This is a genomic window from Desulfobacter sp., from assembly GCA_028768545.1.
Taxonomy (GTDB): domain Bacteria; phylum Desulfobacterota; class Desulfobacteria; order Desulfobacterales; family Desulfobacteraceae; genus Desulfobacter.
The window spans coordinates 3,019,298-3,046,295 of record CP054838.1 but is presented as its reverse complement, the minus strand read 5'-3'; the positions used below and the strand labels follow the sequence as shown (position 1 = coordinate 3,046,295).

At 46.1% G+C, this 26,998-nt stretch carries 26 protein-coding genes and 2 pseudogenes; 9 read left to right on the top strand and 19 right to left on the bottom strand.

Annotated features, from left to right (window positions below; genetic code table 11):
* Positions 1-69: 69 nt before the first annotated feature.
* Positions 70-2,217: a DEAD/DEAH box helicase gene (locus HUN05_14810; GenBank protein ID WDP86242.1), complete on the bottom strand. Its 2,148-nt coding sequence runs from the start codon at positions 2,215-2,217 to the stop codon at positions 70-72.
* Between the two features lie 414 nt (positions 2,218-2,631).
* Between HUN05_14810 and HUN05_14805 the strand changes: the two genes are divergently transcribed.
* Complete coding sequence (locus tag HUN05_14805) at positions 2,632-3,144, top strand: hypothetical protein (protein ID WDP86241.1); 513 nt, start codon at positions 2,632-2,634, stop codon at positions 3,142-3,144.
* Positions 3,145-3,471: 327 nt separating this feature from the next.
* On the opposite strand, the gene HUN05_14800 is transcribed toward HUN05_14805, so the two are convergent.
* Positions 3,472-4,182: an IS6 family transposase gene (locus HUN05_14800; protein WDP86240.1), complete on the bottom strand. Its 711-nt coding sequence runs from the start codon at positions 4,180-4,182 to the stop codon at positions 3,472-3,474.
* A gap of 56 nt (positions 4,183-4,238) precedes the next feature.
* On the opposite strand from HUN05_14800, the pseudogene HUN05_14795 reads away from it, so the two are divergent.
* Together HUN05_14795 and HUN05_14790 are read left to right on the top strand one after the other, a co-directional pair.
* Positions 4,239-4,499 (top strand): annotated as a pseudogene (locus tag HUN05_14795) (transposase).
* A 146-nt stretch (positions 4,500-4,645) separates the two neighbouring features.
* Entirely contained in the window at positions 4,646-4,903 is a 258-nt protein-coding gene (locus HUN05_14790; GenBank protein ID WDP86239.1) for a DDE-type integrase/transposase/recombinase, read from the top strand.
* Between the two features lie 3 nt (positions 4,904-4,906).
* Here HUN05_14790 and gcvPA read toward each other — a convergent pair whose 3' ends face one another.
* The 5 genes from gcvPA to tsaA all read right to left on the bottom strand — a co-directional run bounded on the left by gcvPA (position 4,907) and on the right by tsaA (position 7,959).
* On the bottom strand, positions 4,907-5,923 hold the full coding sequence (gene gcvPA / locus HUN05_14785) for an aminomethyl-transferring glycine dehydrogenase subunit GcvPA (GenBank protein WDP86238.1): 1,017 nt from the start codon (positions 5,921-5,923) through the stop codon (positions 4,907-4,909).
* A 6-nt stretch (positions 5,924-5,929) separates the two neighbouring features.
* The gene (gene gcvH / locus HUN05_14780; protein WDP86237.1) at positions 5,930-6,328 is read right to left on the bottom strand and encodes a glycine cleavage system protein GcvH; all 399 of its coding nucleotides are present in this window, start codon (positions 6,326-6,328) and stop codon (positions 5,930-5,932) included.
* Positions 6,329-6,427: 99 nt separating this feature from the next.
* The gene (locus HUN05_14775) at positions 6,428-6,739 is read right to left on the bottom strand and encodes a hypothetical protein (GenBank protein WDP86236.1); all 312 of its coding nucleotides are present in this window, start codon (positions 6,737-6,739) and stop codon (positions 6,428-6,430) included.
* Between the two features lie 193 nt (positions 6,740-6,932).
* The gene (locus HUN05_14770; protein ID WDP86235.1) at positions 6,933-7,376 is read right to left on the bottom strand and encodes an Lrp/AsnC family transcriptional regulator; all 444 of its coding nucleotides are present in this window, start codon (positions 7,374-7,376) and stop codon (positions 6,933-6,935) included.
* Positions 7,377-7,557: 181 nt separating this feature from the next.
* Positions 7,558-7,959 carry a tRNA (N6-threonylcarbamoyladenosine(37)-N6)-methyltransferase TrmO gene (gene tsaA, locus HUN05_14765; protein WDP86234.1) on the bottom strand — a complete coding sequence of 134 codons (402 nt, stop codon included), beginning with the start codon at positions 7,957-7,959 and terminating at the stop codon, positions 7,558-7,560.
* Between the two features lie 190 nt (positions 7,960-8,149).
* Here tsaA and HUN05_14760 point away from each other — a divergent pair, with 190 nt between their 5' ends.
* Entirely contained in the window at positions 8,150-9,325 is a 1,176-nt protein-coding gene (locus HUN05_14760; protein ID WDP86233.1) for a pyridoxal phosphate-dependent aminotransferase, read from the top strand.
* Between the two features lie 47 nt (positions 9,326-9,372).
* On the opposite strand, the gene HUN05_14755 is transcribed toward HUN05_14760, so the two are convergent.
* From HUN05_14755 to HUN05_14720, 8 genes are all read right to left on the bottom strand, one after another.
* Entirely contained in the window at positions 9,373-10,086 is a 714-nt protein-coding gene (locus tag HUN05_14755; GenBank protein ID WDP86232.1) for an ABC transporter ATP-binding protein, read from the bottom strand.
* Positions 10,086-10,859 (bottom strand): ABC transporter ATP-binding protein, encoded by a 774-nt coding sequence (locus HUN05_14750; GenBank protein WDP86231.1) that lies wholly within the window; start codon positions 10,857-10,859, stop codon positions 10,086-10,088. The genes HUN05_14755 and HUN05_14750 overlap by 1 nt, the downstream gene beginning before the upstream one ends.
* A gap of 2 nt (positions 10,860-10,861) precedes the next feature.
* Positions 10,862-12,169 carry a branched-chain amino acid ABC transporter permease gene (locus tag HUN05_14745; protein WDP86230.1) on the bottom strand — a complete coding sequence of 436 codons (1,308 nt, stop codon included), beginning with the start codon at positions 12,167-12,169 and terminating at the stop codon, positions 10,862-10,864.
* A 20-nt stretch (positions 12,170-12,189) separates the two neighbouring features.
* Positions 12,190-13,125, bottom strand: coding sequence for a branched-chain amino acid ABC transporter permease (locus tag HUN05_14740; protein ID WDP86229.1), 936 nt, complete (start codon positions 13,123-13,125; stop codon positions 12,190-12,192).
* Positions 13,126-13,272: 147 nt separating this feature from the next.
* Positions 13,273-14,448 (bottom strand): ABC transporter substrate-binding protein, encoded by a 1,176-nt coding sequence (locus tag HUN05_14735; GenBank protein ID WDP86228.1) that lies wholly within the window; start codon positions 14,446-14,448, stop codon positions 13,273-13,275.
* 322 nt (positions 14,449-14,770) lie between these two features.
* On the bottom strand, positions 14,771-15,841 hold the full coding sequence (locus HUN05_14730) for a sigma-54-dependent Fis family transcriptional regulator (protein ID WDP86227.1): 1,071 nt from the start codon (positions 15,839-15,841) through the stop codon (positions 14,771-14,773).
* 16 nt (positions 15,842-15,857) lie between these two features.
* Positions 15,858-16,235 carry a response regulator gene (locus tag HUN05_14725; protein ID WDP86226.1) on the bottom strand — a complete coding sequence of 126 codons (378 nt, stop codon included), beginning with the start codon at positions 16,233-16,235 and terminating at the stop codon, positions 15,858-15,860.
* Positions 16,236-16,338: 103 nt separating this feature from the next.
* Positions 16,339-17,274, bottom strand: coding sequence for a calcium/sodium antiporter (locus tag HUN05_14720; protein ID WDP86225.1), 936 nt, complete (start codon positions 17,272-17,274; stop codon positions 16,339-16,341).
* A gap of 229 nt (positions 17,275-17,503) precedes the next feature.
* Between HUN05_14720 and HUN05_14715 the strand changes: the two genes are divergently transcribed.
* Positions 17,504-18,517, top strand: coding sequence for a ketoacyl-ACP synthase III (locus tag HUN05_14715; GenBank protein ID WDP86224.1), 1,014 nt, complete (start codon positions 17,504-17,506; stop codon positions 18,515-18,517).
* A 124-nt stretch (positions 18,518-18,641) separates the two neighbouring features.
* Here HUN05_14715 and HUN05_14710 read toward each other — a convergent pair whose 3' ends face one another.
* Positions 18,642-20,276, bottom strand: a complete 1,635-nt coding sequence (locus tag HUN05_14710) for a glucose-6-phosphate isomerase (protein WDP86223.1) — start codon at positions 20,274-20,276, stop codon at positions 18,642-18,644.
* Between the two features lie 318 nt (positions 20,277-20,594).
* On the opposite strand from HUN05_14710, the gene HUN05_14705 reads away from it, so the two are divergent.
* Positions 20,595-21,818 (top strand): protein GlmU, encoded by a 1,224-nt coding sequence (locus tag HUN05_14705; protein ID WDP86222.1) that lies wholly within the window; start codon positions 20,595-20,597, stop codon positions 21,816-21,818.
* Between the two features lie 54 nt (positions 21,819-21,872).
* The gene (glmM, locus tag HUN05_14700; GenBank protein ID WDP86221.1) at positions 21,873-23,213 is read left to right on the top strand and encodes a phosphoglucosamine mutase; all 1,341 of its coding nucleotides are present in this window, start codon (positions 21,873-21,875) and stop codon (positions 23,211-23,213) included.
* A gap of 135 nt (positions 23,214-23,348) precedes the next feature.
* On the opposite strand, the gene HUN05_14695 is transcribed toward glmM, so the two are convergent.
* The 3 genes from HUN05_14695 to HUN05_14685 form a co-directional block, all read right to left on the bottom strand.
* On the bottom strand, positions 23,349-24,056 hold the full coding sequence (locus HUN05_14695; protein WDP86220.1) for a Bax inhibitor-1/YccA family protein: 708 nt from the start codon (positions 24,054-24,056) through the stop codon (positions 23,349-23,351).
* A 323-nt stretch (positions 24,057-24,379) separates the two neighbouring features.
* Entirely contained in the window at positions 24,380-24,769 is a 390-nt protein-coding gene (locus HUN05_14690; GenBank protein WDP88080.1) for a GNAT family N-acetyltransferase, read from the bottom strand.
* Positions 24,736-25,446 carry an IS6 family transposase gene (locus HUN05_14685; GenBank protein ID WDP86219.1) on the bottom strand — a complete coding sequence of 237 codons (711 nt, stop codon included), beginning with the start codon at positions 25,444-25,446 and terminating at the stop codon, positions 24,736-24,738. Before HUN05_14685 ends, HUN05_14690 begins: the two co-directional genes overlap by 34 nt.
* 75 nt (positions 25,447-25,521) lie before the next feature.
* On the opposite strand from HUN05_14685, the pseudogene HUN05_14680 reads away from it, so the two are divergent.
* Positions 25,522-26,250, top strand: a pseudogene (locus tag HUN05_14680) (aminomethyl-transferring glycine dehydrogenase subunit GcvPB).
* Positions 26,251-26,470: 220 nt separating this feature from the next.
* A complete protein-coding gene (locus HUN05_14675) occupies positions 26,471-26,929 on the top strand; it encodes a DUF2799 domain-containing protein (GenBank protein WDP86218.1) in 459 nt (152 codons plus the stop codon).
* Positions 26,930-26,998: the final 69 nt, after the last annotated feature.

Genomic DNA, 26,998 nt, shown 5'->3' with positions numbered 1-26,998 from the left:
AGGTATTGGAACCATAAGGGGGTCATGTTTTGTTGTGCCAGGCGTAAATACCATGGGTGGTCATACCCATCAGTTGAACTGGGTGACCACAGGCTCTTTGAGGATCAGGTCAATGGCCTCTCTGGCCGTTTTTGCAATGATTGGAAAATCCTCGTTAAGTTTTGTCATCTGCCTTAGATTCTCTGCGGTTCTTAAAATAAGCCTGGCAAAGTCCCCTTCAGCATAATCTGATCCCTGCATGAGTTCGTCCCAGGGGGTATCATGTGCCCAGGCATTGAGCAGGATGGCCGGCTGGATGTAAAGGTTGGGGGCAGGAAATCCTTTTTTCAGCATGGTCATGGCAAAGGGTTTAAGGCCTTTGCGAATCTCCAGAAAGGTCTCTTTGAGCCGTTTGGGCAGGGCGGTCTGGTAAAGGGGGTCGTCTTTGAATTCCTTTTCATTGACAAAAGATCCCATGATGGCTGCCAAAAGGGCAGGGTCCTGTTCCGGCAGAAGGTTATGCCTTAACCCATGGGCCACCAGCAATGGGGAGTCAATGCGGAGTTTTGAGGCCCAGATTCCGTCTTCGGTCAGGGCGGCAGGTTTTTTATCCCCAGGGGTGACAAAGCCTTCTTCAGTTAGAAAGTCCATGTGGTAAATAAAATCCAGCCAGAGATGTTCAAGATCGGCCCCGAATTTTTTTCGGGCCATTTTTCCAGTTTTTCCGGTGTTGTGGCCTGCCATAATGAGATAGGAGGCAAAGGATTTTTCAAGCAGGGTTTTTACCTGGTCCGGGGTATGGGATAAAAGCAGGTTCAATACCATTGAAAAATCGATTTTGATCTGGGAGTCCACGTTCAGGGGCGGGGCATTGACCAGTTTGGCAATCAGGGAGATGTCCATGAATTTGCCGGGCAATACCATGGCGAACCCGATATTGTCCATGCCCCTTCGTCCTGCCCGTCCTGCCATCTGCTGGAATTCACTGGGAGTCAGGGATAAAAAGTCCTTTCCGTTGAACCGGTCTGAATTGAGAATCACCACGGACCGGGCCGGAAAATTCACCCCGGCTGCCACGGTGGAAGTGGCAAACATGGCATCGAGCAGCCCTTCGGCCATGAGGGTCTCCACCACCACTTTCCAGGCCGGTAAATGGCCTGAGTGATGGCCTGCCGTGCCGGTTTCTTCGAGATATTGACGCTGGGGATGGGCGGCCAGGTGGGGATTGTTGCAGGTGAGTTCATCAATGCGGTCTGCCAGGGCCTGTTTGCGTTTGGGATCTTTATTTAAAAGACTGTTGTTACACAGCCGCACGGCCTGGTCGCATTCTGCCCGGGATTTGAGAAAAAATATGGCCGGCAAAAGATCAAAATGGGCCATGACCTTGAGGATATCGGCAAACCGGGGCAGTTTTCCCGGCGGGGCCAGCATGGGCCGCCGTCTGGAATTGACAAATTTATATACCTTTTTATGAAGGCGGGGTCTGCCTCGTTCTGCAGGTTCAAGCAAGGGAAACAAGGTGCCTGACGGATGGAAAAACACCGGGTGAAGCGGGACGGGCCGTACCGTATTTTCCACCACTTCACAGGGCTTTCCCCGGATTTGTCCAAGCCATCCTGCAATTTGATCCGGGTTGCCGATGGTGGCGGACAAGAGCAGCAAAGGGATGCGTACGGGCAGATAAATCATGATTTCTTCCCATACCACGCCCCGCTCTGCATCTCCAAGATAGTGGGCCTCATCTAAAATAATGAGGTCGCAATCCATGTTTTCACCGGTATACATGGCGTCGTAGAGCTGGTTTCTTAAAATTTCAGTGGTGCCGATGATGATATCCGCCCCTGTATTTTCCTTGATGTCTCCGGTGAGTATGCCCACCTTGTCCTTGCCGAAAATCTTGGAAAATCCCATGTGGATGGAGTTGGTCAGGGCCTTGAGCGGGGTGGCATACCAGGTTTTCCCCCCTTTTTCCATAATGGTTCTGGCGGCCTGTTCCGCAATCCAGGTTTTGCCGGCCCCGGTGGGGGCGGTGACCAGGCAGTCAGAAACCTTAATGGCTTCAAGGGCCTGGAGCTGAAAGGGATCCGGCTCAAATGGCTTTTTTTCGGGAATTCCGATTTGGCCAAAGGTTTGTCTTAAGGCCTTATCCACGCCCGGCTGCATTTTCGGGCGATTTTCAGATCGGCGTCCATTATTTTTTTTAAAGGGTCTTTGCTTGGAACGGTAATCTTTTTTCATGGATCAGTATAAACCGTGGAGTTAAGGTAAAAGGTGGTAAGTTCTCGAAATTAAATACTATTTAAAATTCTTTGCTTTTATCGATTTAATGTGCACAGATCACATGGTGGGACAACCTTATACAAGACACCTTAATTCCATGCACTATAACACAGCTTCTTTCTACACTGATTCATAATTCAAATCAATCTTTTTGCTGGTTTTGAACAGGGTTGGATCATGGGATTGTGCCAAAGAAGAGGATTTAAGATCGTATAAACGATTTTGAGGCTTGACCATCAGTCAATATTCCTAAGGGGTGGGTCGAGCCCAAAACCATAAAATTCAACAGACCTATGGCATTCATGACTATACCCATCGTATTCTCGTGTAACCCCTGACAGAGCCGGAAAGGTTCGTTTTTTATGCTGTTTTGTGATTATTGACAAAAATTATCATCTAACCTATATTAAACAGATGGATATAAAAGCTCATGGATCCTTTGCATTCAAATTTGAACCGGATTACACCCTGATCAGCGCAGCAGAATCGTGGAACCTCGAATGCGTGGAAATTTATACCCGCCTTTTAAAACAACGGGTGGAGTCAAAACCCCAAACGAGAAGATGCATTATTTTGGATGGCCGGAATTGGGACTTTCTAACGCCGGAATGTCACCAGAAATTCATTGAGCTTAACCAATACATTTCAGGATATTACCAAGAACTTTTTATTGGGTATTCTTTATCTTCTGAAAATTTTCATTTTTCAAAATATATTCTGGATATAGCCAACAACAAATTCAAGGAGTCGATACATTGGCGATTTTTCAAGGACCTTCAAGACCTTACTTCTTGGCTGAATTCCAACGCCTTTAAAATTCCAAATTTAAAAGATGGCGACTTTCCCGAACTTGTCCCTGCTAGCCACTACCTCAAATATCTATAGCCTTGATCCGAATGGTTTTTTTTAAAAACTTGTCCTAAGCGGCTTTGCTACCCAAAAAAAGCATCGAAAAAAAATAAACAACGCCTCCAGCATCGGTGGGTTTTTGATGATGAATAAGTATCGTCATGGTATCGCTTTCGTTTACGACACTCGGGTTTTATTACAGCAAATTATTTGTTTTAGATCGACACTTGTTAATCCAATGATTTTTTAAAAAATGGAGAATTGTACAGATAACAAAGACTCGTTCAAAATGTTAATGCATCCAAAATTTGGTTCTGTTGCAAAAAAGATTTCCAGGACAAAGAGATCGTTCAGGCGTAAAATTTACGCAGCATAAGAAAACAGATTTTCGACGAATTCTTTCTGCTTTAAAATTTCTCCCTTCCTGATATTTTTAACTTGTCCTTTTCTGATCATGTTCATAATTTCATAGCCTTTTAGCGTCCGCCAGGCAGAATGAAATGTCTTGAACCCCATACCAGCTCTGACAAGCTTTTTGATAAACCGGTGGTCTTGCTCAATAATATTGTTCAGATATTTATTCTGTCTTAGGATACAGTCCTTATTCAGAAGCTTTTTTTCTTTCAAAGCCTTTACTGCCGGAGGATATGCAGGATTTCCGTCAACACTCAGAACCCGAGGTCTGGAGCTATTGGAAGCTCGCAGCATCTTTTTAAAAAATCGTTTGGCAGATTCCATATTACGTCTGCTGCGAAGAAGAAAATCGATGGTATTTCCACGGGAATCGACCGCTCGGTAAAGATACTTCATTTTCCCCCGCACCTTGATATATGTTTCATCAATACGGTAAGAATCATTTGATTGCCGCAGATACTTCCTGCTTCGCTTTTCCATTTCAGGAGCATAGCGATGAACCCATCGGTAAATGGTACTGTGATCCACAGACAAGCCCCGTTCTTGCATCATCTCTTCTAGATTCCTGTAACTCAGTTGATATCTCAGATACCAGCGAACATTCAACAGGATGATTTCTTTTTCATAATGACGCCACTTGAAAGGGTTTTCATTTTTCATACTATCTCTCTGCAAATAAATTAGTGCCAAAACGGACTTGTATCAGACATTAATAATTTTTTGCAACAGAACCTCCAGAAGAGATCCGACGGATAATATACACCACAAATACCATTGAGGCTGTGCATCGATAGTTTCGAAAACTGACCAAAACAAAGGGATCGTTTCCTAACCAGGACAGCCTGTTAAAGCTGCTTTACATGGGGATCCAGAACGCCAGTAAGAAATGGACAATGCCGGTTCAAAACTGGTCACTGACAATTTCCCAGTTGGCAATTTTCTTTGAAGGCCGGCTGGATAAAGAGCTGGGAATTTGATAGGGATTTATTTACAGATGGAAAAGATGGTTCCAGGAACTCCGCTCCAGCAAAAGCCAACTCCTCCGACGTGGCAGATTGAAGGCCCATTCTCGGACCTGGCTTTTACTTCCGCTGGCGCCGAGACAGATCCGGGAACCGAAACCGTGACACAGAATTCTGAACATTCCCGTATCCTAAGACAGAATAAATATCTGAACAATATTATTGAGCAAGACCACCGGTTTATCAAAAAGCTTGTCAGAGCTGGTATGGGGTTCAAGACATTTCATTCTGCCTGGCGGACGCTAAAAGGCTATGAAATTATGAACATGATCAGAAAAGGACAAGTTAAAAATATCAGGAAGGGAGAAATTTTAAAGCAGAAAGAATTCGTCGAAAATCTGTTTTCTTATGCTGCGTAAATTTTACGCCTGAACGATCTCTTTGTCCTGGAAATATTTTTTGCAACAGAACCCTTTTTCCCGCCTAATATGCTGCTCCCGTGTGGCCAGGGTAAGCACATATCCCAAGTCGCCGTTGGCATCCGCTGTTTTTCCCACCAGGCGGCCGGGCAGGGTTCTCATCATCTTTTGGGTACCGGTTAAAAGGCCGAGACCCGGGCCTCCGAATGTTTTGGCAATGCCCAGACTCTGACCTTCACCGGCCACAAGGTCCGCTCCGAAACTGCCGGGATTTTTTAACAGCCCATAGGCCATGGCTTCGGTAAAGGAGGTAATGAACAACACTTTCTTGGCCTGGGCTGCAGTTTTAAAGGCCCCTAAATCTTCGATGTTTCCAAAAAAATTAGGAGATTGCACGGCAACTCCTGCAACGCCCTTCATGGCTTCAAATGCACCAAGATCGGTGAGCCCCTGGTCATTGGCAGGGATTTCAACCATTTCATATCCTGCAGGGACTATATAGGTATTGATAATTTCCCTGTGGGCCGGGTGAATCAGGGAGGATACGGCAATTTTATCGGCCTTTCTGTCTTTTCTCAGGGCAATGAGGGCGCATTCGGCCAAAGCGGTTCCCCCGTCATAGTGGGAGGCTGTGGCAATATCCATTCCGAGAAGCGCTGCCACCATGGTCTGGAATTCATAAATTCCCTGGAGGGTGCCCTGGCTAACCTCTGGCTGGTATGGGGTATAGGCTGTCATGAATTCGGAACGGGAGATGAGGTAGGGGACAATGGCCGGAATGTAATGGTCATAGGATCCTGCACCCATAAAACAGGTGTACTCTTTACAGGCAATGTTGTCAGAGGCCAGGGTTTCCATGTAACGGTTCAGGTCCCATTCGCTCATGGCCTCGGGGATATTCAGTCCTTGTTTGAGTTTTAAGGCATCGGGTATGGTTTCAAATAAATGATCCAAGTATGGATGGCCGGTTTTGGCCAGCATCTGGTCGATATCTTCCTGGGTATGGGGAAGGTAGCGCATGGCTTTTTATCCTTTCAGCATTTCAAGGTATGCTCCTAAATCCATAAGGCTGTTCATCTCAGACGGGTCTTCTGGTTTGATTTTAACCAGCCAGCCTTTGGTGTAGCATTCATTGTTGACAAGTTCGGGGGCCTCTTCAAGATCCTCATTGATTTCAAGGATTTCGCCTCCAACTGGCAGATAAATTTCAGAGACCGCCTTAACCGATTCCACACTGCCGAATTCATCCCCTTGGGAAAACCTGTCTCCAGGTTCAGGCAGTTCCACAAATACAATTTCCCCGAGCTGGTCCTGGGCATAGTCAGAAAGCCCGATGACCAGGGTGTCGTCCTGTGTTTTTGCCCATTCATGGTCTTTTGTGTATTTTAGGTCCTCAGGAAAATTAAGTTCATCCAATGCTTTCATAAATTACCTCCTTGTATGCTGGGTTTAATTGGGTTGGGTACCCGTATTTAAATAAAATGTTTTAACGCTTGTCTTACGGTTCGGTCCGGTCTGGTATCGTTAAAAATCCGAACGCCTATAGCCCTTTTTCCTTCTTTGAAGGTGAGTTGTTTGCCAAGGAAAATGTTTGGTAAATCTCTGTTTGGTTTTATCAAGGGGCAGGACAAAATCCCAGGGATGATTGATAAAAGAAAATTCACCCATATCCTGGTGGGACAGAGGCAGGCCGGCGGATTTGACTACGGCCAGGTGTTCTGTTTTGCCCCCGGTCTCATACCAGAGCGGCATGTCAAATCCCCCAAAATCCGCCATATTAGCGTTTTTCTGTCTATGCCATTCATTTAGCGGCGTGGTTTTAAGATGATGGTTCATCACACCCCCTTTTTTAAATGGATATTAATTTTTCAGAATTTGCCTGATACGTGTTTTTTGCTCGGTTTTATATGCCGGGCAAATTTGGCCCCCGGCTGCCAAGGGGAGAAAAGACCGATAAACGTATACATTTTTCAGGCAAAACTTGCCTGCATCCTGGGTTCAAGTTCAAATCCTGAGGATGAGAGGGGGCTTAAAAGATGTAGGGAACTTTCAGGTTATAGGATTTGTAAACAACAAAGGTCTCAACCGAGTTGACGCCGGCAACCTTGGAAATTTCTTCGGTATAAAATTCCAGCAGCCCAAACCCTTTTTTAAATAAAACTAGCACAACCAGGTCGTACCGGCCGGTGACAACAGATACCGAGATCACCCCTTTTAGCTTGCTGATTTCTTTGCCTTTTTCCACAAGATTCATCTGGGATAGTTTGATTCCGATGATGACTGTCCTGTGACCCGGAAGGGTTGCAGGATCTACCAGACCGCAAATTTCAAGTACCCCTTCATCCTGAAGTTTATTTACTCTGGACCTTACCGTATTTTCTGTAATGGCCAGTTTATCCGCTATTCTTTTAAAGGATTTTTTTCCTTGTTTTAACTCTCTGATGATATCAATGTTGGTCTTATCGATCTTCATTTAACCTCTTTTTGTACTAAAATTGTACGAACAAATTTTGGAAAAGATAAATTTAACTATACTATATTGAAAATTATCGCACCCCAATGATAAAGTCAAATAGATTTTATGCCTGTCCCACCTTAACGAAACTCATGGGTGAGGTGGCATCAAAGGGTTTTGGCATAAACCATAAAGACCCCTATGGGTTTGACGGCCATTGAACTTTAATGTCCACCACCGGTGTATTGTCCAGGACTTCAAGGGGGGTGACAATCAGGTGTTGGCTGTCTGATTCAAGAACATTTACCTCATGAAGTCCGATGGGGTTAGGCCGGTTGGGGGAACGGGTTAAAAAGACCCCGGTCAATGGATTGCCCGGGTTGGCCCTGGGATGGACACAAAGGCAGTTTCGGTCAGATTTATGAAGCCAGGTTAAAATGATAAGTTTTGAACCGGGCGTTATTCCCTTAAGGCATTCCCGATAGGGTTCAAATATCTCAATCCTGGCATGAACCCCATCTTCAGATCCTTGTTTGGGGCAGTTTTTAAGATGCTTTAATGGGGATTTTATGATACCGACATAGGAGAGTTGGGCGTCCATGAATGCTCCTTAAATTTTAATAAAAGGTCAGCCCATGCTATTTGCGCCTGACCACACTGAAAAATGAAGCCCTCATCATGTATAGATCCTGGCTGTGAGTTTACAATATTAGGGTCCATTTTTTATGGCCGGTATCATAGCAATCCCAATGGGGTTTGTCCTCAAAAATAAGTAAAGTGGAAACTTTTTTATGGAAAAAAAGATCGATTTTAACCAGGTTATTGACAGAAGCGGCACAGGGTCTATGAAATGGGAGCCTTGGGTTTTAAACTCCCGGTTTGGCAACAAAAAAGAGGGGTTGCTGCCGCTCTGGGTGGCGGACATGGATTTTTTATCTCCCCAAGTGGTGTGTGATGCTTTGGAGTCCAGGCTTGGCCACCAAATTTACGGGTATACCGTACAGGACCCCGGGGCTCACACCGCCTTGATCAACTGGTTTAAGACCCGGCACAACTGGGAGATTGATCCTGGATGGATACTAAATACACCAGGCATTGTACCGGCCACCCATTATCTGATTCAGCAGTTTACACACCCAGGAGACCAGGTTCTCATCCAGACACCGGTATATTATCCTTTTGCATCTGCCATCAAAAAGAACGGCCGGAGGGTGGTTGAAAATTCCCTGGTGATTAAGGCGGGACATTATGAGATGGATTTTGAAGATCTGGAGATCAAAACCTCTGACCCACGATTGAAAATGGCCATTCTCTGTTCTCCCCATAATCCTGTGGGCCGGGTCTGGACCCGGGATGAGCTTGGACGATTCGGAGATATCTGTATTAAAAATAATGTATTGATCATGCCCGGATATAGGCATACCAGTTTTCAATCCATATCCAAATGGTTTTCCGATCATTCCATTGCCGCCAACGCCGTTTCCAAAACATTCAATCTGGCCGGCCTTGGCTATTCAAGTTTGATCATTCCAAATCTTAGGCTAAGGGATGAAATGGGCATTTATTTTGAGAATTTGGGATTTCATTCAACCGGAAGCTCAAGCCTTTTTGGGGCCATTGCAGCCAGGGCGGCCTATGAGGGCGGGCAACCCTGGCTTGAGTCGTTGATTTTGTATCTCCATGAAAATTATGCTTATCTCAAAGATCAGGTCGAAACCCGGCTGCCCGGTGTAAAAATATTTGAACTTGAGGCCACCTACCTGCCCTGGATTGATTTTAGAGCCCTGGGGCTCTCCCATGAAAAGATCGTCCAGATTATGGAAGAAAAGGCAGGTCTTGCACTGGATCACGGAGACTGGTTTGGTCAGAACGGTGCCGGGTTTGAGCGGATGAATATTGCCTGTCCCAGAGCCATTCTGGAAAAGGCCTGCAATCGGCTTGTTTCAGCCTTTTTTCCTTATCTATAGCCGATGACCCAAAGTCCCCGGTTTTCCGGGGACTTTGGGTCAAACGTTTAAGCCCCTAAATAGGCTTTTTTAACATCTGGATTGTCAAGCAGTTCGTCGGCCGGTCCCTCGAGTACCAACGTCCCGTTTTCAATGACATATCCTCTTTGGGCAAACTTCAGGGCAAGGCGGGCATTCTGCTCTACCAGCAAAATCGTGGTCCCCAGTTTGTTGATCTCCTTTAGGGCATCAAACATGTCCAGCATGAGCAAAGGGGCAAGCCCCATGGAGGGTTCGTCCAAGAGCATGATTTTACGGCCCGACATATAGGCCCGTCCAACGGCCAGCATCTGCTGCTCTCCGCCGGAAAGGGTGCCGGCCAGCTGGTCTCTTCTTTCTTCAAGCCGGGTGAACAAATCAAATACCCACTTAAGGTCTTTGGTGATCTGTTCCTTGTCTTTTCTGGCAAAGCAGGCCAGGGTCAGGTTTTCGGTCACTGTCAGGTTTCCAAAGATCCTGCGGCCTTCGGGCACATGTGAAATCCCCAGGTTTGTGACCACCTTGTCTGTGCTGTATTTGAGGATATTTTTTCCTTCAAACTCCATCACAGACCCGGTTTCTGCCGGTACCATCCTTGAAATGGCCCTGAGGGTCGTACTTTTACCGGCTCCGTTGGCACCGATGATGGTGAGAATTTCACCGGCATCCACGGTAAAGTTGATGCCGTGCAGGGCCTTGATATTGCCATAAGAGACTTTCAGGTTTTCTATTTTCAGCTGCATCAGGTCAGATCCTCCTTACCCAGATAGGCTTCGATCACCTCGGGATTGTTCTGTATTTCCTCGGGCACGCCTTGGGCAATGACTTCGCCAAAGACCAGGGTCTGGATATAATGGCAAAGTTCCATGACAAATTTCATTCTATGTTCAATGAGAAAAATGGCCACCTTGAAATCCTCATGGACCTGGCGGATAATCTTAATCATCTGCACCAGTTCGTCCGGGGTCATGCCGGCTGTGGGTTCGTCCAGAAAGAGCACCTTGGGGTTGGTGGCCATGGCACGGGCCATCTCCACCCTCCGCTGTGCACCGTAGGGCAGGTTGGTCACCATCTGGGTGGCATGCTGTTTGATGTCAAATAGTTCCAGAAGCCGGTATGCATTTTCTTCAACCCTTGCCTCTTCTCTTCTGCAGGCAGGGGTGTTGAAAAAGGAGTCAAACAACCCGTAGTTGAGCTGGGAATAATGGGCCATTTTAATATGGTCCAATACGTTCATATGCCGCCATAAGGCAAGGTTTTGAAAGGTTCTTCCCAATCCCCTGGCTGCAATTTCATTGGTTTCAAGCCCGACAATATTCTGGTTTTCCAGGGTGATTTGACCCTGGGTAGGGGTGTGAACCCCTGTGATCAGGTTAAATATGGTGGTTTTTCCGGCACCATTGGGCCCGATAAGCCCTGTGATCTGCTGGGGGGCAATGTTCAGGTTGTAATTATGAACGGCCCGCAACCCGCCGAAATAATGGGTCATGTTTTCGACCCTGAGCAATGATGTCATAATTACGCTCCTAATTCTTTTTCTGAAGAGACATGATCAGAACCCGGGGTTCTTTTATGTCTGGCCTTTAATAAACGTTTGGCGTTGATTTCCTTGAAAGAGATCAGCCCGTAGGGCCTGAAAATCATAACAAATATCAAAATCAAGGGGATGATGATCCATTTGAACAATTCCAGGGGACGAAGGGCTTCGCCCAGGATATTGATGGATACAGCGCCCACAATGGACCCGACAATGGAGTTCAGGCCTCCGAAATAGACCATGGCCAGAATTTCAGCAAGCCGGTTAATGCTGAACATCCCGGGATTGATATAGGCCAGGACATGGGCAAAGAGTCCGCCGGCAATCCCTGCCCAGAAGGCGCCGAACATAAAGGCGGTCATTTTGGTCTTACGGGTTTTAATGGTCATGGATTCCGAGGCGGCCTCATCATCCCTTACCGTGTTCAGGGCTTTGCCCACAATGGAGGTGACAAAGTTGTGAATGATCCAGATACAGAGCATGGTCCAGATAAAAATGACATGGAGAGGGGCAAAATCAGGCTGGCCGCCCATGCCCCTGGCACCGCCGATCACATGAAGATTTTCCACGGCGGATTTGACAATGAACATAAAGGCTAAAGAGATGATGGCCAGATAATCCCCCCGGGTTCGAAAAGACGGGATGGCAACGGCCAATGATCCTAAAGCTGCGGCTGCACCTCCGGCAATCAGGGCAATGGGAAAAAGCCAGGGCCCAAGAGACGGCGGTAAAAGCGCGGCCCCGAATATTTTGTCATTGGCAAATAAAATCAAAGTGAGGGTGGAGGATACATAGGCGCCAATGGCCATGAATCCGGGATGGGAGCATGAGAACTCTCCCTGGTAACCGTTGATCACATTGATGCTCACCGTGAGAATGATGGAAATCATGGTCAGTTTAATGACCAGAACCCTGTAATCGTTGATTCCGGCCCAGAGCTGAAGAACACCGTAAAAGAGCACCAGGTGAATGAGTACGGAAAGGGCCAGGGGCAGTTTTTCCATCACAGCAGCAAGGGGGTTGGTCAGGCCTGTGGTCAGTTTGGCAACGGTCAGGATGGGGATGATATATACAATAAGATCATACCCAAGGGCCCCTGGAATCATTAAGGGCTCCTTGAGCATGATCAGGGTGCCGAAAAGCACGGGAATCTTTGGCAGTCCCAGGTAATATGAAATATAATCATATCCCCAGTAATACTCAATGAGCACTGCCACTAGTGTTCCCAACATCCATCCCAGCATGGGCACGGTTGAAAACAAAGATTTAAATTTTCTTGCAAGTTCCATTTGAAATTCCTAAATTTTTATTATAATCGCAGTTTTGTACTGTGTTCCATTCCGAAAAATCCTCTGGGCCTGAAGGTTAAGATCACCAGAATAATGGAATAGGCAATCAGATCCCTCAAGGTAGACGGGAAAATCGTGGCAACAAATATTTCTATAAACCCGAGAAGATAGCCTGCAAGGGCCGCGCCCTTGATGGAGCCTCTTCCTCCGAGGATTGCGGCAACAAAGGCTTTCCACCCAATGATGACGCCCATATAGGGGTCAAGGATGGGATAGGCCTGGCCGTAAAGAATGCCGGCCACCGATGCCAGTCCTGCGCCCACGGCAAAGGTGAGAGGGGCGATAATATTAATGGAAACCCCCATGAGGGGGACGGCAAGAAAATCATAGGACATGGCCCGCATGGCCATCCCCCATTTGGTCTTTTGGATAAATCCGTGCAGGGCCAGCATGAGTAGCAAAGAGATAATAATGATCATCACCTTTACATTGGTAAAATAGACCCCGCCAACATTATAGGTGACCGATTCCATAAGCGGTGGAAAGCTTAAGCGTTTGGCCCCGAGCAGGATGAGAATACCGGTTTCAAATATAATACCGATCATAAGCCCTGTGATCGCAGCCGATGCCCTTGGGGCCTGGCGAAGGGGACGGTATCCTGTAACTTCGACAAAGACCCCGATCCATGAAGCCAAAAACATGGTCACCACAACCGTGGCGATAAAGATCAGAGGACCTGGTAACAAACCTGCAAAAACGGCAAGAAAAAGGGTGGCAATGCCAAACCCGATATAGGTACCCACCATGAAAATATCACCGTGGGCAAAGTTAAAAAGCATAAGTACACCGTATACCATGGAATACCCGATGGAAATCACCGCATAGAAACTGCCTCTCTGGGCGGCATTGATCAGGTTTTGTATGATATATGGTACATATTCAGTCAAGGATTCCATTCACCAACTCCTGTTGCATTATATTGAAAAAATATGGCTTTCAATATCTAAGGCGGTCGCAAGGCCGCGGTTGTTTATACAGCAATGACTGCTGAACCCCTTTGACAGGGGTGCAGCAGTCATTATAAGGGTTGCACAAAAAAAATGTTATGGGCAACTGGATTTGTAGAATTCAAATTGGCCTTCATCGTTGATCTTAACAATAACGGCACATTTGATGGGGTCACCTTCCTGGGTAAAGGTCATGTTTCCGGTGATGCCTGCAAAATCTTTGATCTGGGCCAAAGCATCCCTCACAGCGGTACGGTCCTTGGCCACTTTGCCTGTAATTTTGCCGGTATTCTGGATGGCCTGCTCGGCAAGTTTAAGCGCATCCCAGGTCAGGGCGGCCACATCGTCAGGGATATAGCCGTAGGTTTTTTCATACCGGTCAATAAAGGCTTTGGTTGCGCCTTTTGCACCGGCTGCCGCATAATGGGAGGAAAAGAAAAGACCGTTGCAGTCTTTACCGCAAAGGCTGACCAGCTCAGCAGATCCCCAGGAATCAGATCCGACTATGGGGCCTTTCCAGCCTAAGTTTTTGGCTTGTTTTACAATCAAGGGGACCTCATTGTAATATTGGGGGGAAAACAAAACCTGGGCACCTGATTTAACTATGGTGGTCAGCTGGGAGGAAAAGTCTGTGTCTTTTGTGGTAAAACTTTCATAGGCCACAACAGAGCCGGCCCCGTGTTTTTTTTCCCAGGCAGCTTTGAAGACTTCTGCAAGACCTTTTGAATAGTCATTTGCCACATCATAGAGAACCGCAGCTTTGGTAAACGCAAATTCGTCTGTGATAAAATTGGCCACAACAGGACCCTGGAAAGGATCAAGGAAGCAACCACGGAAAACATAGGGTCTGTCAAGAGTGGTATTTTCATTGGTGGACCAGGGGGAGATCATGACCGTATTATATTTGTTGGCCACTTCTCCTGAGGGCACGGCCTGTTTGGAGGACTGGGGACCGACAATGGCAAGAACATCATCCTGGGTGATCATTTTGGTGTTGGCTTTTACTGCGGATTCTGCCTTGGATTCATTGTCTTCAATAACCAGCTCTACCTCGTACTTTTTCCCGCCAACTTCAAGGCCACCGGCTTTTTCAATGTCCTCAAGCCAAAGCATGGCCGCATATTTGCTGCCTTCGCCCACCTTGGGGATATCCCCGGTCAACGGGGCATTGATACCGATTTTAATAATGGTTTTTCTGGCACTGAATGCCGTTGGGGTTAGGATCATGGCCAAGCAAATGGCGAACACCGTGAGTAAGGCAATTTTCCGCATATCTCCTCCTTGAATAAAAATAATTTTTTGATTTTACTTCATTTTTAAATGATAAAATGAGGAAAATCCAACTTAACAAAAGCTATCTTTAATTAAACCAAAATTATTGGTTTAAATTGACCCAGGGTACTGTTTTTAAAACGTAATTCATTGGTTTTGGTTTAGCTTAACTCTATATTTAAAAACCCATGGGAAGTAAACCTAATTGTTGAAAATGCAAAAAAAAATGGACGGGCAAAGGAAAATTGGTTCGGGGACATTGGAAAAACAGACCCCAAAATGCATTGGTGCTTATCCCGAAGAAAGACCGGTTGTGCACTGGTTATTTGACTGGGGGTCTGACCTCAAACTCCGTCATTTTATACAACAAGGTTTTATAGCTGACTTTGAGAATTTTTGCAGCCCTAGAGCGATTCCACCCGACTTTTTCAAGCACAAAGGAAATGACTTCTTTTTCAACCTTGTCAGAGGCCAGTTTTTTAATCTTTTTAAGGGAAATGTCTTCAAATAATTTTTCGGAGCTGGTGGACAGGTCTACAAATTCAGAGATGATTTTTAACCTGTTGTTATTTTCATGGTTGTTAAACCTGAGATGGCCTGGATCAGACAAGGATAAATTATCTTCAGCCTTTTTAGCCGGGGGGTCCCAGGGAAGCTCGTCAAGGGTCTTTTCCCAGGAGTTGAGGACCATCTGCTTTTTAATACAATTTTGGAGCTGGCGGACGTTGCCGGGCCATGGATAGCTGCACAGCCGTGACAGGGTCTGGGGGTCGGGTTTACTGCCCTGACTGCTTGGATATTGGGCCCGGTACATTCTGAAATAATATTCAACCAGGGCCGGGATGTCATCCTGGCGATCCCTTAAGGGAGGAATATCTATTTTAATAATATTGAGCCGATAAAAAAGATCTTCTCTAAAGGTTTTATTTTGAATGCTTTTTTCCAGATTATGGTTGGTTGCGGCAATCACCCACACATCTGTTTTAAAATCCTCATCTGATCCAAGGGGAGAAAATTCACCGCTTTGAAGCACGTGGAGCATCTTAGATTGAAGGGACAGGGGCATATCTCCGATTTCGTCCAGAAAAAGCACTCCTTTATCCGCAGTGAGAAATTTGCCAGATCTTTTTTTGTGGGCGCCGGTAAATGCCCCTTTTTCATATCCGTAAAGTTCTGATTCCAAAAGGGTCTCAGGCAGTGCGGCACAATTTATTTTCACAAAATTGTTTTTAGCTCTGGGGGATTCTGCATACAGGCTTTGGGCCACCACCTCTTTACCCACACCTGTCTCGCCTGTAATCAAAACATTCAGGCAGGTATTGGCCACATGGTTGATCAATTCCTTGATTTTTAACATGGATTTACTGACGCCGATCAAAGGTGTTGTACTCATAAGCTTGATTTACTCTTTAATGGGTTAATTCAAGGAGTTCTGATACCTTTTCTTCAATTTTGAACAGGTCAATGGGTTTGAAAAGAACAAGGTCTGCTTCGGCCTCTGATGCCATGGCCCCGGGTTTATCTCCATATCCTGTCATTGCGATGATTTTGAGATCAAAAAATTCTTTTTTAACGATTGAAATTAAACCGACTCCGCTGATATTGGGCATGACAAGGTCGGTAATCAAACAGTCAAAGAATTTGGGCTTATCCCTTAAAATTTTCAAAGCGGCAAATCCGTCAACAGCTGTTTTAACTTCATATCCCAATGAATTGAAAAATTCATAAAAGGTGGACAATATGTCTTTATTGTCATCAACGATTAAAAGTCGTTTAGGATCGCTCATTTATGCCTCGTTTAGTGGGAGTGGAAAATTTTTACCTATCAGTCCATATAATAGTTTTGTCAATACTTGCAAGGAAAAAAATAAAAATCTGCGAAACCATTGTTTATTTTAAGTAAGAAACCCCAAGATACACTAAGAATAAGGCGATAAGCAAAATGCCTCCCTTTTTTCCCACCCCGTGGAAAAAATAGGCCATCGCCCAGAGCGTAAGACAGATAAAAATCATGAAGGGGAACTCAAATCCGTGCAAAGAGGGCTCCACCTGCATGGGGTTAAACAGTCCCACCACCCCCATGACCAGGCAGATATTAAATAGGTTGGAGCCAACGACATTGCCCACTGAAATATCACTTTCTCCCCTTGCCGCAGCCACAACCGAAGTGGCAAGTTCCGGCAAAGAGGTGCCCAGGGCCACAACGGATATTCCAATAAAGGTCTGGGAAAGCCCGATCTGTTCGGCCATTTCAATGGCCTCTTTGACCACAAGATTGGCACCAAAGGCCAGCATGAGTATGCCGACCAGAATAAAGGCGATGTTTTTTAAAATTTTCACCGGGTCTTTTTTGTTTTCCCTTGTCCGGTCCTGGGATTTGTCGCTGGCCGTATACAGCCCATACCCGAGAAAAATGATGAGCAAGGTAATCAGGATAAAGCCGTCTGTTCTGTTGATATTATCGTCCAGACATAAGAGCCAGAAAACAAATGAGATTAAAACCATATAGGGGATTTCAATGGAGATCACCTGTTGTTTAATGGCCACAGGTTTAATCATTGCCGAAGCTCCCAGCACCAGTGCAATATTGATCACATTGCTGCCAAGAATGTTGCCCAGTGAGATCCCTTCAGATCCTTTTACGGCGGCAACAAGGCTGACCAGGAGTTCTGGGGCGGATGTGGCAAGGGAGACAATGGTCAGGCCGATGATGACCGGACGGACTGAAAACATGATAGCGGTGGAGGCTGATCCCTCAACCAGAACGGAAGATCCAAAGTAGAGCAGGGCAAGGCCTGTCAAAAGGATAAGTATATTTATTGCCAAGGTAGTCTTTATTATTCTTTATGGATAAATTGTCAGTCCCGGAAGGGGGGGATTCTTTATCATTTTAGCCCTGCCGGAGGTGAAGTTTCTTGCCTAAACATTAAATTAATACTATAAAGCTGTTTACGATTAATCGAAATCAAAAGTTTCAAAATCATATAGCAGTCTCAGATATTTGGCAATTGATTATTTGACAGGAAATAAATGAATATAGAGTAAAGGACATTAAATGAGAAAATCAATAATCAAAGGCACTGGCATGTTTGTTCCGCCCCATGTCGTTACCAATCAGGACCTTACCCAGTTCATGGATACCTCTGATGAATGGATAAAACAAAGGACCGGTATTCACCAGCGGCATTGGATCACTGAAGAAGACCCCTGCGGTGCCTCTGACCTTGGCACCAAAGCGGCAGAAAAAGCGCTGGCGGCTGCCGGATGGACCGCCCAGGATCTTGATTTTATCATTTTTGCCACCCTGAGCCCGGATATCATGTTTCCCGGCGGAGGCTGCCTGGTTGCCAGGAATCTTGGGCTTGATTCCACTCCGGCCCTGGATATTCGCCAGCAGTGCACAGGGTTTCTTTACGGATTTGCCACAGCAGATGCCTATATCAAGTCGGGTCTTGCCTCCAAGGTGCTGTTGATCGGTGCGGAAGTGCATTCTTCGGGCATTGATAAATCCACCCGGGGCAGGGATGTGACGGTTATTTTTGGTGACGGAGCCGGAGCTGTCTGTATTGAGGCCGATGATACCCATGAGAAGGTCGGGCTGATTGCATCCGCCCTTCATGCGGATGGAAATCTTGCCGATTCTCTCATGACTGAACTGCCGGCATCCAATTTATTCAAGCGGATGCCCGATGATGTGCCCATGGATGATCCCAGGTATTTTCCGGTGATGGACGGCCCTGTTATTTTTAAAAAAGCGGTGCGAATGCTGCCCAAGGTCACCCACGAGGTGCTGGCCAAGGCGGATATGAAACTTGAAGATATTGATCTTGTGATTCCCCACCAGGCCAACAAGCGCATTAACCAGGCCTTTGGTCAATTTTTGAAGTTGCCCGAAGACAAGATCTTTCACAATATTCATAAATATGGGAACACCACGGCCGCCAGTATTCCCATTGCCTTGCACGAGGCCATAGAAGAGGGCAGAACCGGCCAGCCCGGAAGTACGGTTTTGTTTGCAGGACTTGGTGCCGGTATTACCTGGGGGGCGTCGCTCTACACCTTTGTTTAAAATTTAAAAAAATGTTTTAACATTCATTGGGCCCCGGTTTCTTGATAGATCAAGAATGCCGGGGCCCAATGGGTTAACAAATATATTGGTGGGGGCCATTGGCCCTTTTTTTTATCCGCCCTTTTTATTGGTCAAACAGCAGGTTCAGGTAGAATTTAGTATCTGGGTCCAGAGGGTCAAAATCATATTCAGGGGCTTTGTTTTTTGCAGCCATCTCTTCTCTTATTTTTGTTGCCATGGTCTTGCCAAGTTCCACCCCGAACTGGTCAAAGGGGTTGAGGCCAAGAATAAAGCCTTCAAGCACTGTCCTGGCTTCGTAAAAGGCCAAAAGCATTCCAAGACTTTCAGGTTCAAGGTCCTTGAGCACAAGGATGGAAGAGGGACGGTTTCCTGTAAATTGCCGGGCCGGGGTGTCATGCGCCTGACCCTTGGCCAGGGCATTGGCCTGGGCCAGAAGATTTGCCCATAACTCCTGGTGGTTGGTCACGCCTTTGGACAGAACCTGATACCCTTTGTACCCGGGATTCAACACCCCGATAAATTCAATGGGAAAGGCCGGGCCCTGGTGGGCAAGCTGGAAAAATGAATGCTGGGCATTGGTGCCGGGTTCTCCGAAAATAATGGTGCCCGCAGCCCGGGACAGGGGAGTGCCTTGGGCAGAGACTGATTTTCCCATGCTTTCCATGTACAATTGCTGAACATGGGGGGCAAGCTTTGACAGGCTTGAGGCGTAGGGGATCACGGCCTGGCCCGGATAATTTAAAAAAATGGTGTTCCAGATGGAAATCAAGGCGGCAACCAAAGGGATATTTTTTCGGGGTTCAGCTGAAAGCACATGGGTGTCCATGGCTTTACATCCCTGTAAAAATTGTTCGAAACATTGGGTTCCAAAGGCAAGACTTATGGGCAGGCCGCCCACGGCAGAAGAGACAGAATACCGTCCTCCGATAAAATCAAAGATGTGAAAGCTTGCAAGCATAGGGGTGTCTGGATTGTCTCCAGGACTTTTCTGGGCGGTGACCGTAACCAGATGGTTTTTGGGGTTAAGGTTCTTTTCTTTTAAAAACCAGAGTACCTGGTTGAGGTTGGCCATGGTTTCCGTGGTGGTATAGGATTTTGAAATAACGATCCACAAACAGGTTTCAGGATCCACTTCACCAATGATCCGGGCAAAATTGTCAATATCCACATTGGCCAGAAAATAAAGGGGCAGTTTTTTTTTGGGGCCGGCCCCCAGGGCCTCGTATAAAAATTCGCATCCAAGATAGGATCCGCCGATACCCACCACCACAGCAGCGGTGAACGGCCTGTTGCAGCCTGGAGTGATTTTTCCCTGGTGGATTTTTTTTGAAAATGTTGCGATGTTTTGATTTACCCGGTCCATTTCTTTTCTGACATCCAGGGTTTTATATTGAATGGGACCTTTGCCTGATCCTCTGGCCGCAGTGTGCAAGGCCGGTCTCTTTTCGCTCGGGTTGACAAGGTCTCCTCGGGTCATTTGAAAAAAGGTGTCAAGGGCATGGGTCTCTTCTGCCAGGTTTAAAAGTAAATCAATGGTTTTTTGATCCAGGCGCTGGCGGGAAAAATCAAAGACAAAATTTGGGGATTGAATAGAATATTTTTCAAGCCTGTCCGGATCTGTGATCAAATGTTTTAGGTGCGAGCCTTCCCGGCTGAACCCCTGTGCCTGATCATCCAACGCCGAACATATGGTTTTCATTTGAGGGTGATTTGACTCAAGCAGGCCAGATGGATTCATTTTTATCTCCTGTATAAGGGGCAGACCCAGAAGGGTTCTAAAAATTTGTTTTTTTCTTGACGGACAGATAAAAGAGTATAGGAAAAAAAACAGAGAATAAAGTGTTTATTATAAAGAATTAAAAAAAAATCGGCCAAAGATCCAAAAAAAGAATCATTCAAAGGATTGGTCTGGAATGACAACAGGGAAAAAATTTGGGGGATCAAGATTTTTTCAGCGAGAAAGACTCAAACTGTGCCGTGGATTAAGGGAGCATTGATTTGGCCTGATACCAAAAAAACTTGACAATATAGACCATAGATTTCTAATTAATAGCCCATGACTGAAAAAATAATAGAGCAACTCATTGATAAAGGGGTGAGGATACCCAACCCGGAAACCGTGTATATTTCTTCTGATGTGGATATAGACAGGATATCCGGCAACAAGGTAACCTTGTACAGCGGCACCAAGATCATGGGCAAACGAAGCCTGATCATGGATCATGCCCAAATTGGATACGAGGCCCAGGTGACCCTGGAAAATACCCTGGTCGGTCCTGACTCCAAACTTAACGGGGGGTATTTTCAGGATACCGTGCTTCTCGGGAAAAATCAGTTTGGATCAAACGCCCATGTGCGAAAGGGGTGTATCCTTGAAGAACAGGCCAATGCCGCCCACACAGTGGGGCTAAAACAGACCATTCTTTTTCCCTTTGTTACCCTGGGCAGCCTGATCAATTTTTGTGACTGTCTCATGGCAGGCGGAACCAGCCGCAAGGACCATTCTGAGGTGGGGTCTTCGTTTATCCATTTTAATTATACCCCGAACCAGGACAAGGCCACTCCGTCCATGATGGGAAATGTTCACCAGGGGGTTATGCTGAACAAGCCCCCTGTGTTTCTCGGAGGGCAGGGCGGACTTGTGGGGCCTGCCCAGATCGGGTTCGGGTGTATCTCTGCTGCCGGGTCCATCATTCGAAAAAGCGAGCCCCGTGAGAATCGGCTGATTCTCGGCGGGGGATTTAAAAACGCATCTGTGCCAAGGAAAGCCGGGATTTACACCCAGCCGGGGCAGATTCTTGAGCATAATTTGGCCTATATCAGCGGATTATTTGCCTTAAAGGCATGGTATGCCCATATTCGCCCCTTGTTTGTCAGTGGTGTCCATTCCCGGGAATTGATCAAGGGGCTAGGTGAAAATTTATCCCTTTGTATTAAAGAACGGATTAAACGGCTTGTTGATTTTGGAGAAAAACTTAAAATTTCCAGGGATATTCTCGGGGCAAATACCAAGACTGAAAAAAGTATTGTGATTGACAGCCACAACAGGGTGCTGGAAAAAATTTGTCTGGCCCAGGATGTTTTTGACAGACAAGATCCGCCCTTTTTGCCCGGGCCCAATGGGCAAGCATTTATCCGATCTGTTGAAACGGCTGTGGCAAACCAGGGAAAAGACTATGTTCGTGTGATCCAAAATCTGGATCCTGCTGATGGGGTTAAAGGCACTGCCTGGCTGGCCAATATTGAAAAAAAGAGTATGGATAAATTTTATAAACCTTAAGGTTGAATAGGTTTCAGATCAGGCCTTAAAAAAAATACAGGATAGAAAATAAGTATGGGATCGCTATTTGGTACAGACGGAATCCGGGGCAGGGCTAACACCTATCCCATGACCTGTGAAATGGCCATGAAAACAGGACAGGCTGTGGGCCTGTTCACCCTAGAGGCGGGATTTACCGCTGCGGTGATAGGGCGGGATACCCGAATTTCAGGCCAGATGCTTGAAGCGGCCCTGGCTGCCGGGATAACCTCCATGGGGGTTGATGTGATGCTGGCCGGTGTGATTCCAACGCCCGGGGTCGCCTACCTGAGCGGGATAGTGGAAGGGGCCGGCGCAGGCATTATGATTTCAGCTTCCCACAACCCCTACCATGATAATGGGATAAAGATTTTCCAAAAAAAGGGGATCAAACTTGGAGATGACCAGGAAGCTGCCATGGAAGCCCGGATTTTGGGTGAAAAAATTGTTCCACGAAAAAAGGTTGGAAAAATATCTGTAATTTCAGATGGTTGCCAGAGATACGCTGACTTTCTCTTGGATAAGTTTCCTTTTAAGAAACCTGTTGGCAGGCGGATCAAGCTGGTGATTGACCTGGCAAACGGGGCAGCATCCACCTGTGCTGACCTGGTTTTTAATCCGCGTTTTTTTGATGTCGATTTTATTCATTCCAGGCCTGACGGCATGAATATTAATGATGATTGCGGGTCCCAGCATATCCAGGGCCTTGAATCCAGGGTTCTGGAGATGAATGCCGATGTAGGCTTTGCCTTTGACGGGGATGCAGACCGGCTGATTGCCGTGGATGAAACAGGGCAAAGGATCACAGGGGATTGTATCCTGGCCATTTGTGCGAAATTTGCAAAATCCTGTGGCCGGCTTGAAAATAATATAGTTGTAAGTACAATTATGAGCAACATAGGGCTTGTCAACACCTTGAAAAAATTAGGGATTTCCCATGAAATGACCGATGTGGGAGACCGCAAGGTGTTGGAGAGAATGAAACAGGTCCGGGCCGTCATGGGCGGTGAGGACTCGGGGCATATGATATTTTTAAAGGAGCATACCACAGGAGACGGTATTCTGACGGCTTTGATGCTTTTAGAAGTCATGCTCAAGACCCAGGACACTTTTTCTGAACTGGCCAAGGTGATGAGGGTTTACCCCCAGGTTCTCATGAATGTTGAGGTGGATAAGTCACGACCAGATTTTATGAAAATTCCTTTAGTTGCAGATGCAATCAAGGGTGTTGAAACTCAATTGGGAGACCAGGGCAGGGTGCTGGTTCGGTACTCAGGGACCCAGCCTTTGCTGCGTGTGATGGTCGAGGGCCCGGATGAGACCACGACCACGGACTGCTGTGAAAGGATCTGTCAGGCAGTTAGAAAAAGCCTTTAAACAGAGAAAAACCTTAAAAAAAAGAACCCCCCTCTGGGATCTGTCAAACGCCAGAACTTCCCAGAGGGGGGCTATGTTTATTAAGGTGTTGCCGGCAAATTTTTATTTGGATAAAAATTTGCCCAAAAGCAGGGTTTAATCTCTGGCAATACCCAGCAGGCTGAGCAGGTGAACAAAAAGACCCATAAAGTCAAGGTAAAGACTCAAGGCTCCCATGATGGCGCCTTTTCTGACCATGGCGCCTGTGGCATTGTCAGGGATGGAAACAGCCATTGTTTTGAGCTTTTGAGTGTCATAGGCGGTCAGTCCTGTGAAAATAACAACCGCGACCATTGAGATCATCGTCTGGATCATGCTGCTTCCGATAAATATATTAACCACCATGGCGATAATGATGCCGATCAGTCCCATCATGAGAAACTGGGCCATGCCGGTAAGGTCTTTTTTGGTTATCATTCCATAGACACTGGCACTTCCAAAGGTTGCAGCACAGATAAAAAATGTGGATGCAATGGAGGTTGAGGTGTAGATTAGAAAAATAGGTGCCAAACAGATCCCGTAAACCACGGTCAGGGCAATATACAGGCCTGTGGCCGTACTGGCCTGCATTTTTTGAATTCTTGCGCTTAAAAACCCGCAGAGAAGAATCAATCCGATAAACATGACCCAGGGCATCATGGGGTTGCCGAAGACCATTTCAAGGGCTGCGGGGCTCGTGGATATAAAATAAGAGGTAAACCCTGTGGCTGCCAGTCCAATGGCCATCCAGTTATAGGTGCTTCTGATAAAGGCATTGACCTTGGTCATAACGCCGGCTTGCTGAAATGATAAATTTGCATTCATTTGTGAATCCTCCGTTCTGTTGGGGTAAAGTTAATTCTTTGAAAGCTAATATAACACGGGCAGGGCAGATTTCAAGATTACATTTTGATTAACCTTTAACCATGGGCCTTGTGTCCTTGTATAAATGAGTTTAAATAACATAAGTTTACATAATATTTATTATCAGACCCTATACTTGTATGGTCTTACGGCTGGAGATCTTGTTTGCCGGTAAAAAACGATAATTAAGGGAATAAACGATTAAATTTCAGATGGATAGAAAATCCTTTAAAAAAAGGCATAGAAGGATCTTACCCGATTCTCTCTTTTTTTGAGATTATGCTTTAATTTTTTTTAAAAATTAAGTTCTTGTGCCTTTCATTATCAAATTCAAAATAGGTTTCCCCGACGGGTACAAAGCCTAAATGCCTATAAAATTGAATGGCATTGTCGTTGTATGTCCATGTTGTCAACCATTGTTTGGGCCCATGTTCTTTTGTGATATGCTCTATCAGTTTTGTGCCCACTCCTTTTTTCTGGAAGTGTTCCTGAACATACAGGGTGACGATTTCATAGGCTTTTGTGTCATCAATTTTGGCCTTTAAATCAATACAAATGTAGCCGACAAGATGCCCCTTTATTGTCGCGGTTCTGTTGCAAAAAATATTTCCAGGACAAAGAGATCGTTCAGGCGTAAAATTTACGCAGCATAGGAAAACAGATTCTCGACGAATTCTTTCTGCTTTAAAATTTTTCCCTTCCTGATATTTTTAATCTGCCCTTTTCTAATCATATTCGTAATTTCATAGCCCCTTAATGTTCGCCAAGCAAAATGAAATGTTTTGAAGCCCATACCAGCTCTGACAAGCTTTTTAATAAATCGGTGGTCCTGTTCAATAATATTGTTCAGATATTTATTTTGTCTCAGAATACAATTCTTATCCAGAAGCTTTTCTTCTTTCAACGCCTTTATTGCCGGAGGATATGCAGGATTTCCGTCAACACTCAGAACCCGAGGTCTGGAGCTATTGGAAGCTCGCAGCATCTTTTTAAAAAATCGTTTGGCAGATTCCATATTACGTCTGCTGCGAAGAAGAAAATCGATGGTATTTCCACGGGAATCGACCGCTCGGTAAAGATACTTCATTTTCCCCCGCACCTTGATATATGTTTCATCAATACGGTAAGAATCATTTGATTGCCGCAGATACTTCCTGCTTCGCTTTTCCATTTCAGGAGCATAGCGCTGAACCCATCGGTAAATGGTACTGTGATCCACAGACAAGCCCCGTTCTTGCATCATCTCTTCCAGATTCCTGTAACTCAGTTGATATCTCAGATACCAGCGAACATTCAACAGGATGATTTCTTTTTCATAATGACGCCACTTGAAAGGGTTTTCATTTTTCATACTATCTCTCTGCAAATAAATTAGTGCCAAAACGGACTTGTATCAGACATTAATAATTTTTTGCAACCGAACCGCCTGGTCTATGGTGACGGCGCCAATATGAACGCCATCATGGGCATTGTCAAACCAGGGCAAATCGGCATTGATGTCCTTCATTTAAACCTGCACAAGACCTTTTCCACCCCCCACGGCGGCGGCGGACCCGGTTCAGGCCCTGTGGCCGTGAATGAAAAATTAGTTCCCTTTTTACCCCTGCCCCGGGTTGAAAGAAATCTGGATCAGTATCAATGGATCACCAATGCTCCGGATACCATCGGACGTCTCCACACCTTTTACGGTCATTTCGGGGTAATGATCAGGGCCTATGCCTATATCCTGTCCATGGGGTCAGAAGGGCTTGCCAATGCCTCAAAACTTGCCGTGCTCAATGCCAACTATATCAAAGAGAGCCTCAAAGGGACCTTGAACCTGCCCTATGACCGTCCCTGCATGCATGAATGCGTGTTCAACGATGCAAATCAAAAACCCTTTCACATCACCACCATGGACATGGCCAAACGCCTTTTGAATTACGGGTTTCATCCCCCCACAGTCTATTTTCCCCTGGTGGTGGATGCCGCCTTTATGGTAGAGCCTACGGAAACCGAGTCCAAGGAGGATATTGACCAGTTCATTGATGCGGTCAAAGCCATTGCCAAAGAGGCCTGTGACACTCCTCATCTGTTGCAAAAAGCCCCTGTTCTGCCCAAGGTGACGCGGCTTGACGAGGTAACAGCAGCCAGAAAACCCTGCCTGAAAGGATAATTTTTTCAATGGCAGTCACCCCCAAAAGCCCGTGTGAGTCCCTGGTAAGGGGTACCAGGGAATGCACACGGGCCCCGGCCTTTTAAAAAAGCGCCCTACCCGGTTATCAACAAATTGGGAATCAGCCTCTGCTCTGCCCTGTTGACCCGGGCGAAGCTTTTACGAAGGCTTCAGGCAACGATGTCCAATTTTCTTACAATGTCCAGGATCTATTTTAGTCATGATGAATCTTATAGTTTACACCCACTTGAAAACTGCCATGAAACATTTTTACCCAAGACCTTTTTTTTCAACCCTGTTCTTTGTACTCATCTCTTTTGCCCTCATGGGCTGTGCCACCATGAAAAAGGAAGAATGCCTTACAGCAAACTGGTATGAAATCGGATATGAAGACGGGATAAAAGGATATGAGCCCGGCCGGATTTCAGACCATCGAAAGGCCTGTGCCGAATACGGGGTCGGTCCGGATTTTACCCTCTATCAACAGGGCCGGAAAAATGGCCTTGTTGAATTTTGCACCCCGAACAAAGGGTTTGTATTAGGACGCAAGGGCCGTGCTTTCAAAGATATTTGCCCCGAGGCTTTAAAACCCGGCTTTATCCAGGGATACCGCCAGGGCAGACAAATCCATGAATTTGAACAAAGTATTCATCATCAAAAAAAGAGCTGGATCGCTTAAGCCAAAAGATCACCGATCTTCAAACCCAAATAGATGCCTTGGAGCCCCGGCTTGCTCAAGAGTGCAAAA

Excerpts from the sequence above, each read along its gene's own strand:
- gcvPA (WDP86238.1), bottom strand. The coding sequence starts at position 5,923 with ATGCGCTACCTTCCCCATACCCAGGAAGATATCGACCAGATGCTGGCC.
- HUN05_14760 (WDP86233.1), top strand. The coding sequence starts at position 8,150 with ATGGAAAAAAAGATCGATTTTAACCAGGTTATTGACAGAAGCGGCACA.
- HUN05_14800 (WDP86240.1), bottom strand. The coding sequence starts at position 4,182 with ATGAAAAATGAAAACCCTTTCAAGTGGCGTCATTATGAAAAAGAAATC.
- gcvH (WDP86237.1), bottom strand. The coding sequence starts at position 6,328 with ATGAAAGCATTGGATGAACTTAATTTTCCTGAGGACCTAAAATACACA.
- HUN05_14770 (WDP86235.1), bottom strand. The coding sequence starts at position 7,376 with ATGAAGATCGATAAGACCAACATTGATATCATCAGAGAGTTAAAACAA.
- HUN05_14810 (WDP86242.1), bottom strand. The coding sequence starts at position 2,217 with ATGAAAAAAGATTACCGTTCCAAGCAAAGACCCTTTAAAAAAAATAAT.
- tsaA (WDP86234.1), bottom strand. The coding sequence starts at position 7,959 with ATGGACGCCCAACTCTCCTATGTCGGTATCATAAAATCCCCATTAAAG.
- HUN05_14730 (WDP86227.1), bottom strand. The coding sequence starts at position 15,841 with ATGAGTACAACACCTTTGATCGGCGTCAGTAAATCCATGTTAAAAATC.
- glmM (WDP86221.1), top strand. The coding sequence starts at position 21,873 with ATGGGATCGCTATTTGGTACAGACGGAATCCGGGGCAGGGCTAACACC.
- HUN05_14735 (WDP86228.1), bottom strand. The coding sequence starts at position 14,448 with ATGCGGAAAATTGCCTTACTCACGGTGTTCGCCATTTGCTTGGCCATG.
- HUN05_14740 (WDP86229.1), bottom strand. The coding sequence starts at position 13,125 with ATGGAATCCTTGACTGAATATGTACCATATATCATACAAAACCTGATC.
- HUN05_14745 (WDP86230.1), bottom strand. The coding sequence starts at position 12,169 with ATGGAACTTGCAAGAAAATTTAAATCTTTGTTTTCAACCGTGCCCATG.
- HUN05_14710 (WDP86223.1), bottom strand. The coding sequence starts at position 20,276 with ATGAATCCATCTGGCCTGCTTGAGTCAAATCACCCTCAAATGAAAACC.
- HUN05_14750 (WDP86231.1), bottom strand. The coding sequence starts at position 10,859 with ATGACATCATTGCTCAGGGTCGAAAACATGACCCATTATTTCGGCGGG.
- HUN05_14705 (WDP86222.1), top strand. The coding sequence starts at position 20,595 with ATGACTGAAAAAATAATAGAGCAACTCATTGATAAAGGGGTGAGGATA.
- HUN05_14675 (WDP86218.1), top strand. The coding sequence starts at position 26,471 with ATGATGAATCTTATAGTTTACACCCACTTGAAAACTGCCATGAAACAT.
- HUN05_14685 (WDP86219.1), bottom strand. The coding sequence starts at position 25,446 with ATGAAAAATGAAAACCCTTTCAAGTGGCGTCATTATGAAAAAGAAATC.
- HUN05_14695 (WDP86220.1), bottom strand. The coding sequence starts at position 24,056 with ATGAATGCAAATTTATCATTTCAGCAAGCCGGCGTTATGACCAAGGTC.
- HUN05_14715 (WDP86224.1), top strand. The coding sequence starts at position 17,504 with ATGAGAAAATCAATAATCAAAGGCACTGGCATGTTTGTTCCGCCCCAT.
- HUN05_14755 (WDP86232.1), bottom strand. The coding sequence starts at position 10,086 with ATGCAGCTGAAAATAGAAAACCTGAAAGTCTCTTATGGCAATATCAAG.
- HUN05_14775 (WDP86236.1), bottom strand. The coding sequence starts at position 6,739 with ATGAACCATCATCTTAAAACCACGCCGCTAAATGAATGGCATAGACAG.
- HUN05_14725 (WDP86226.1), bottom strand. The coding sequence starts at position 16,235 with ATGAGCGATCCTAAACGACTTTTAATCGTTGATGACAATAAAGACATA.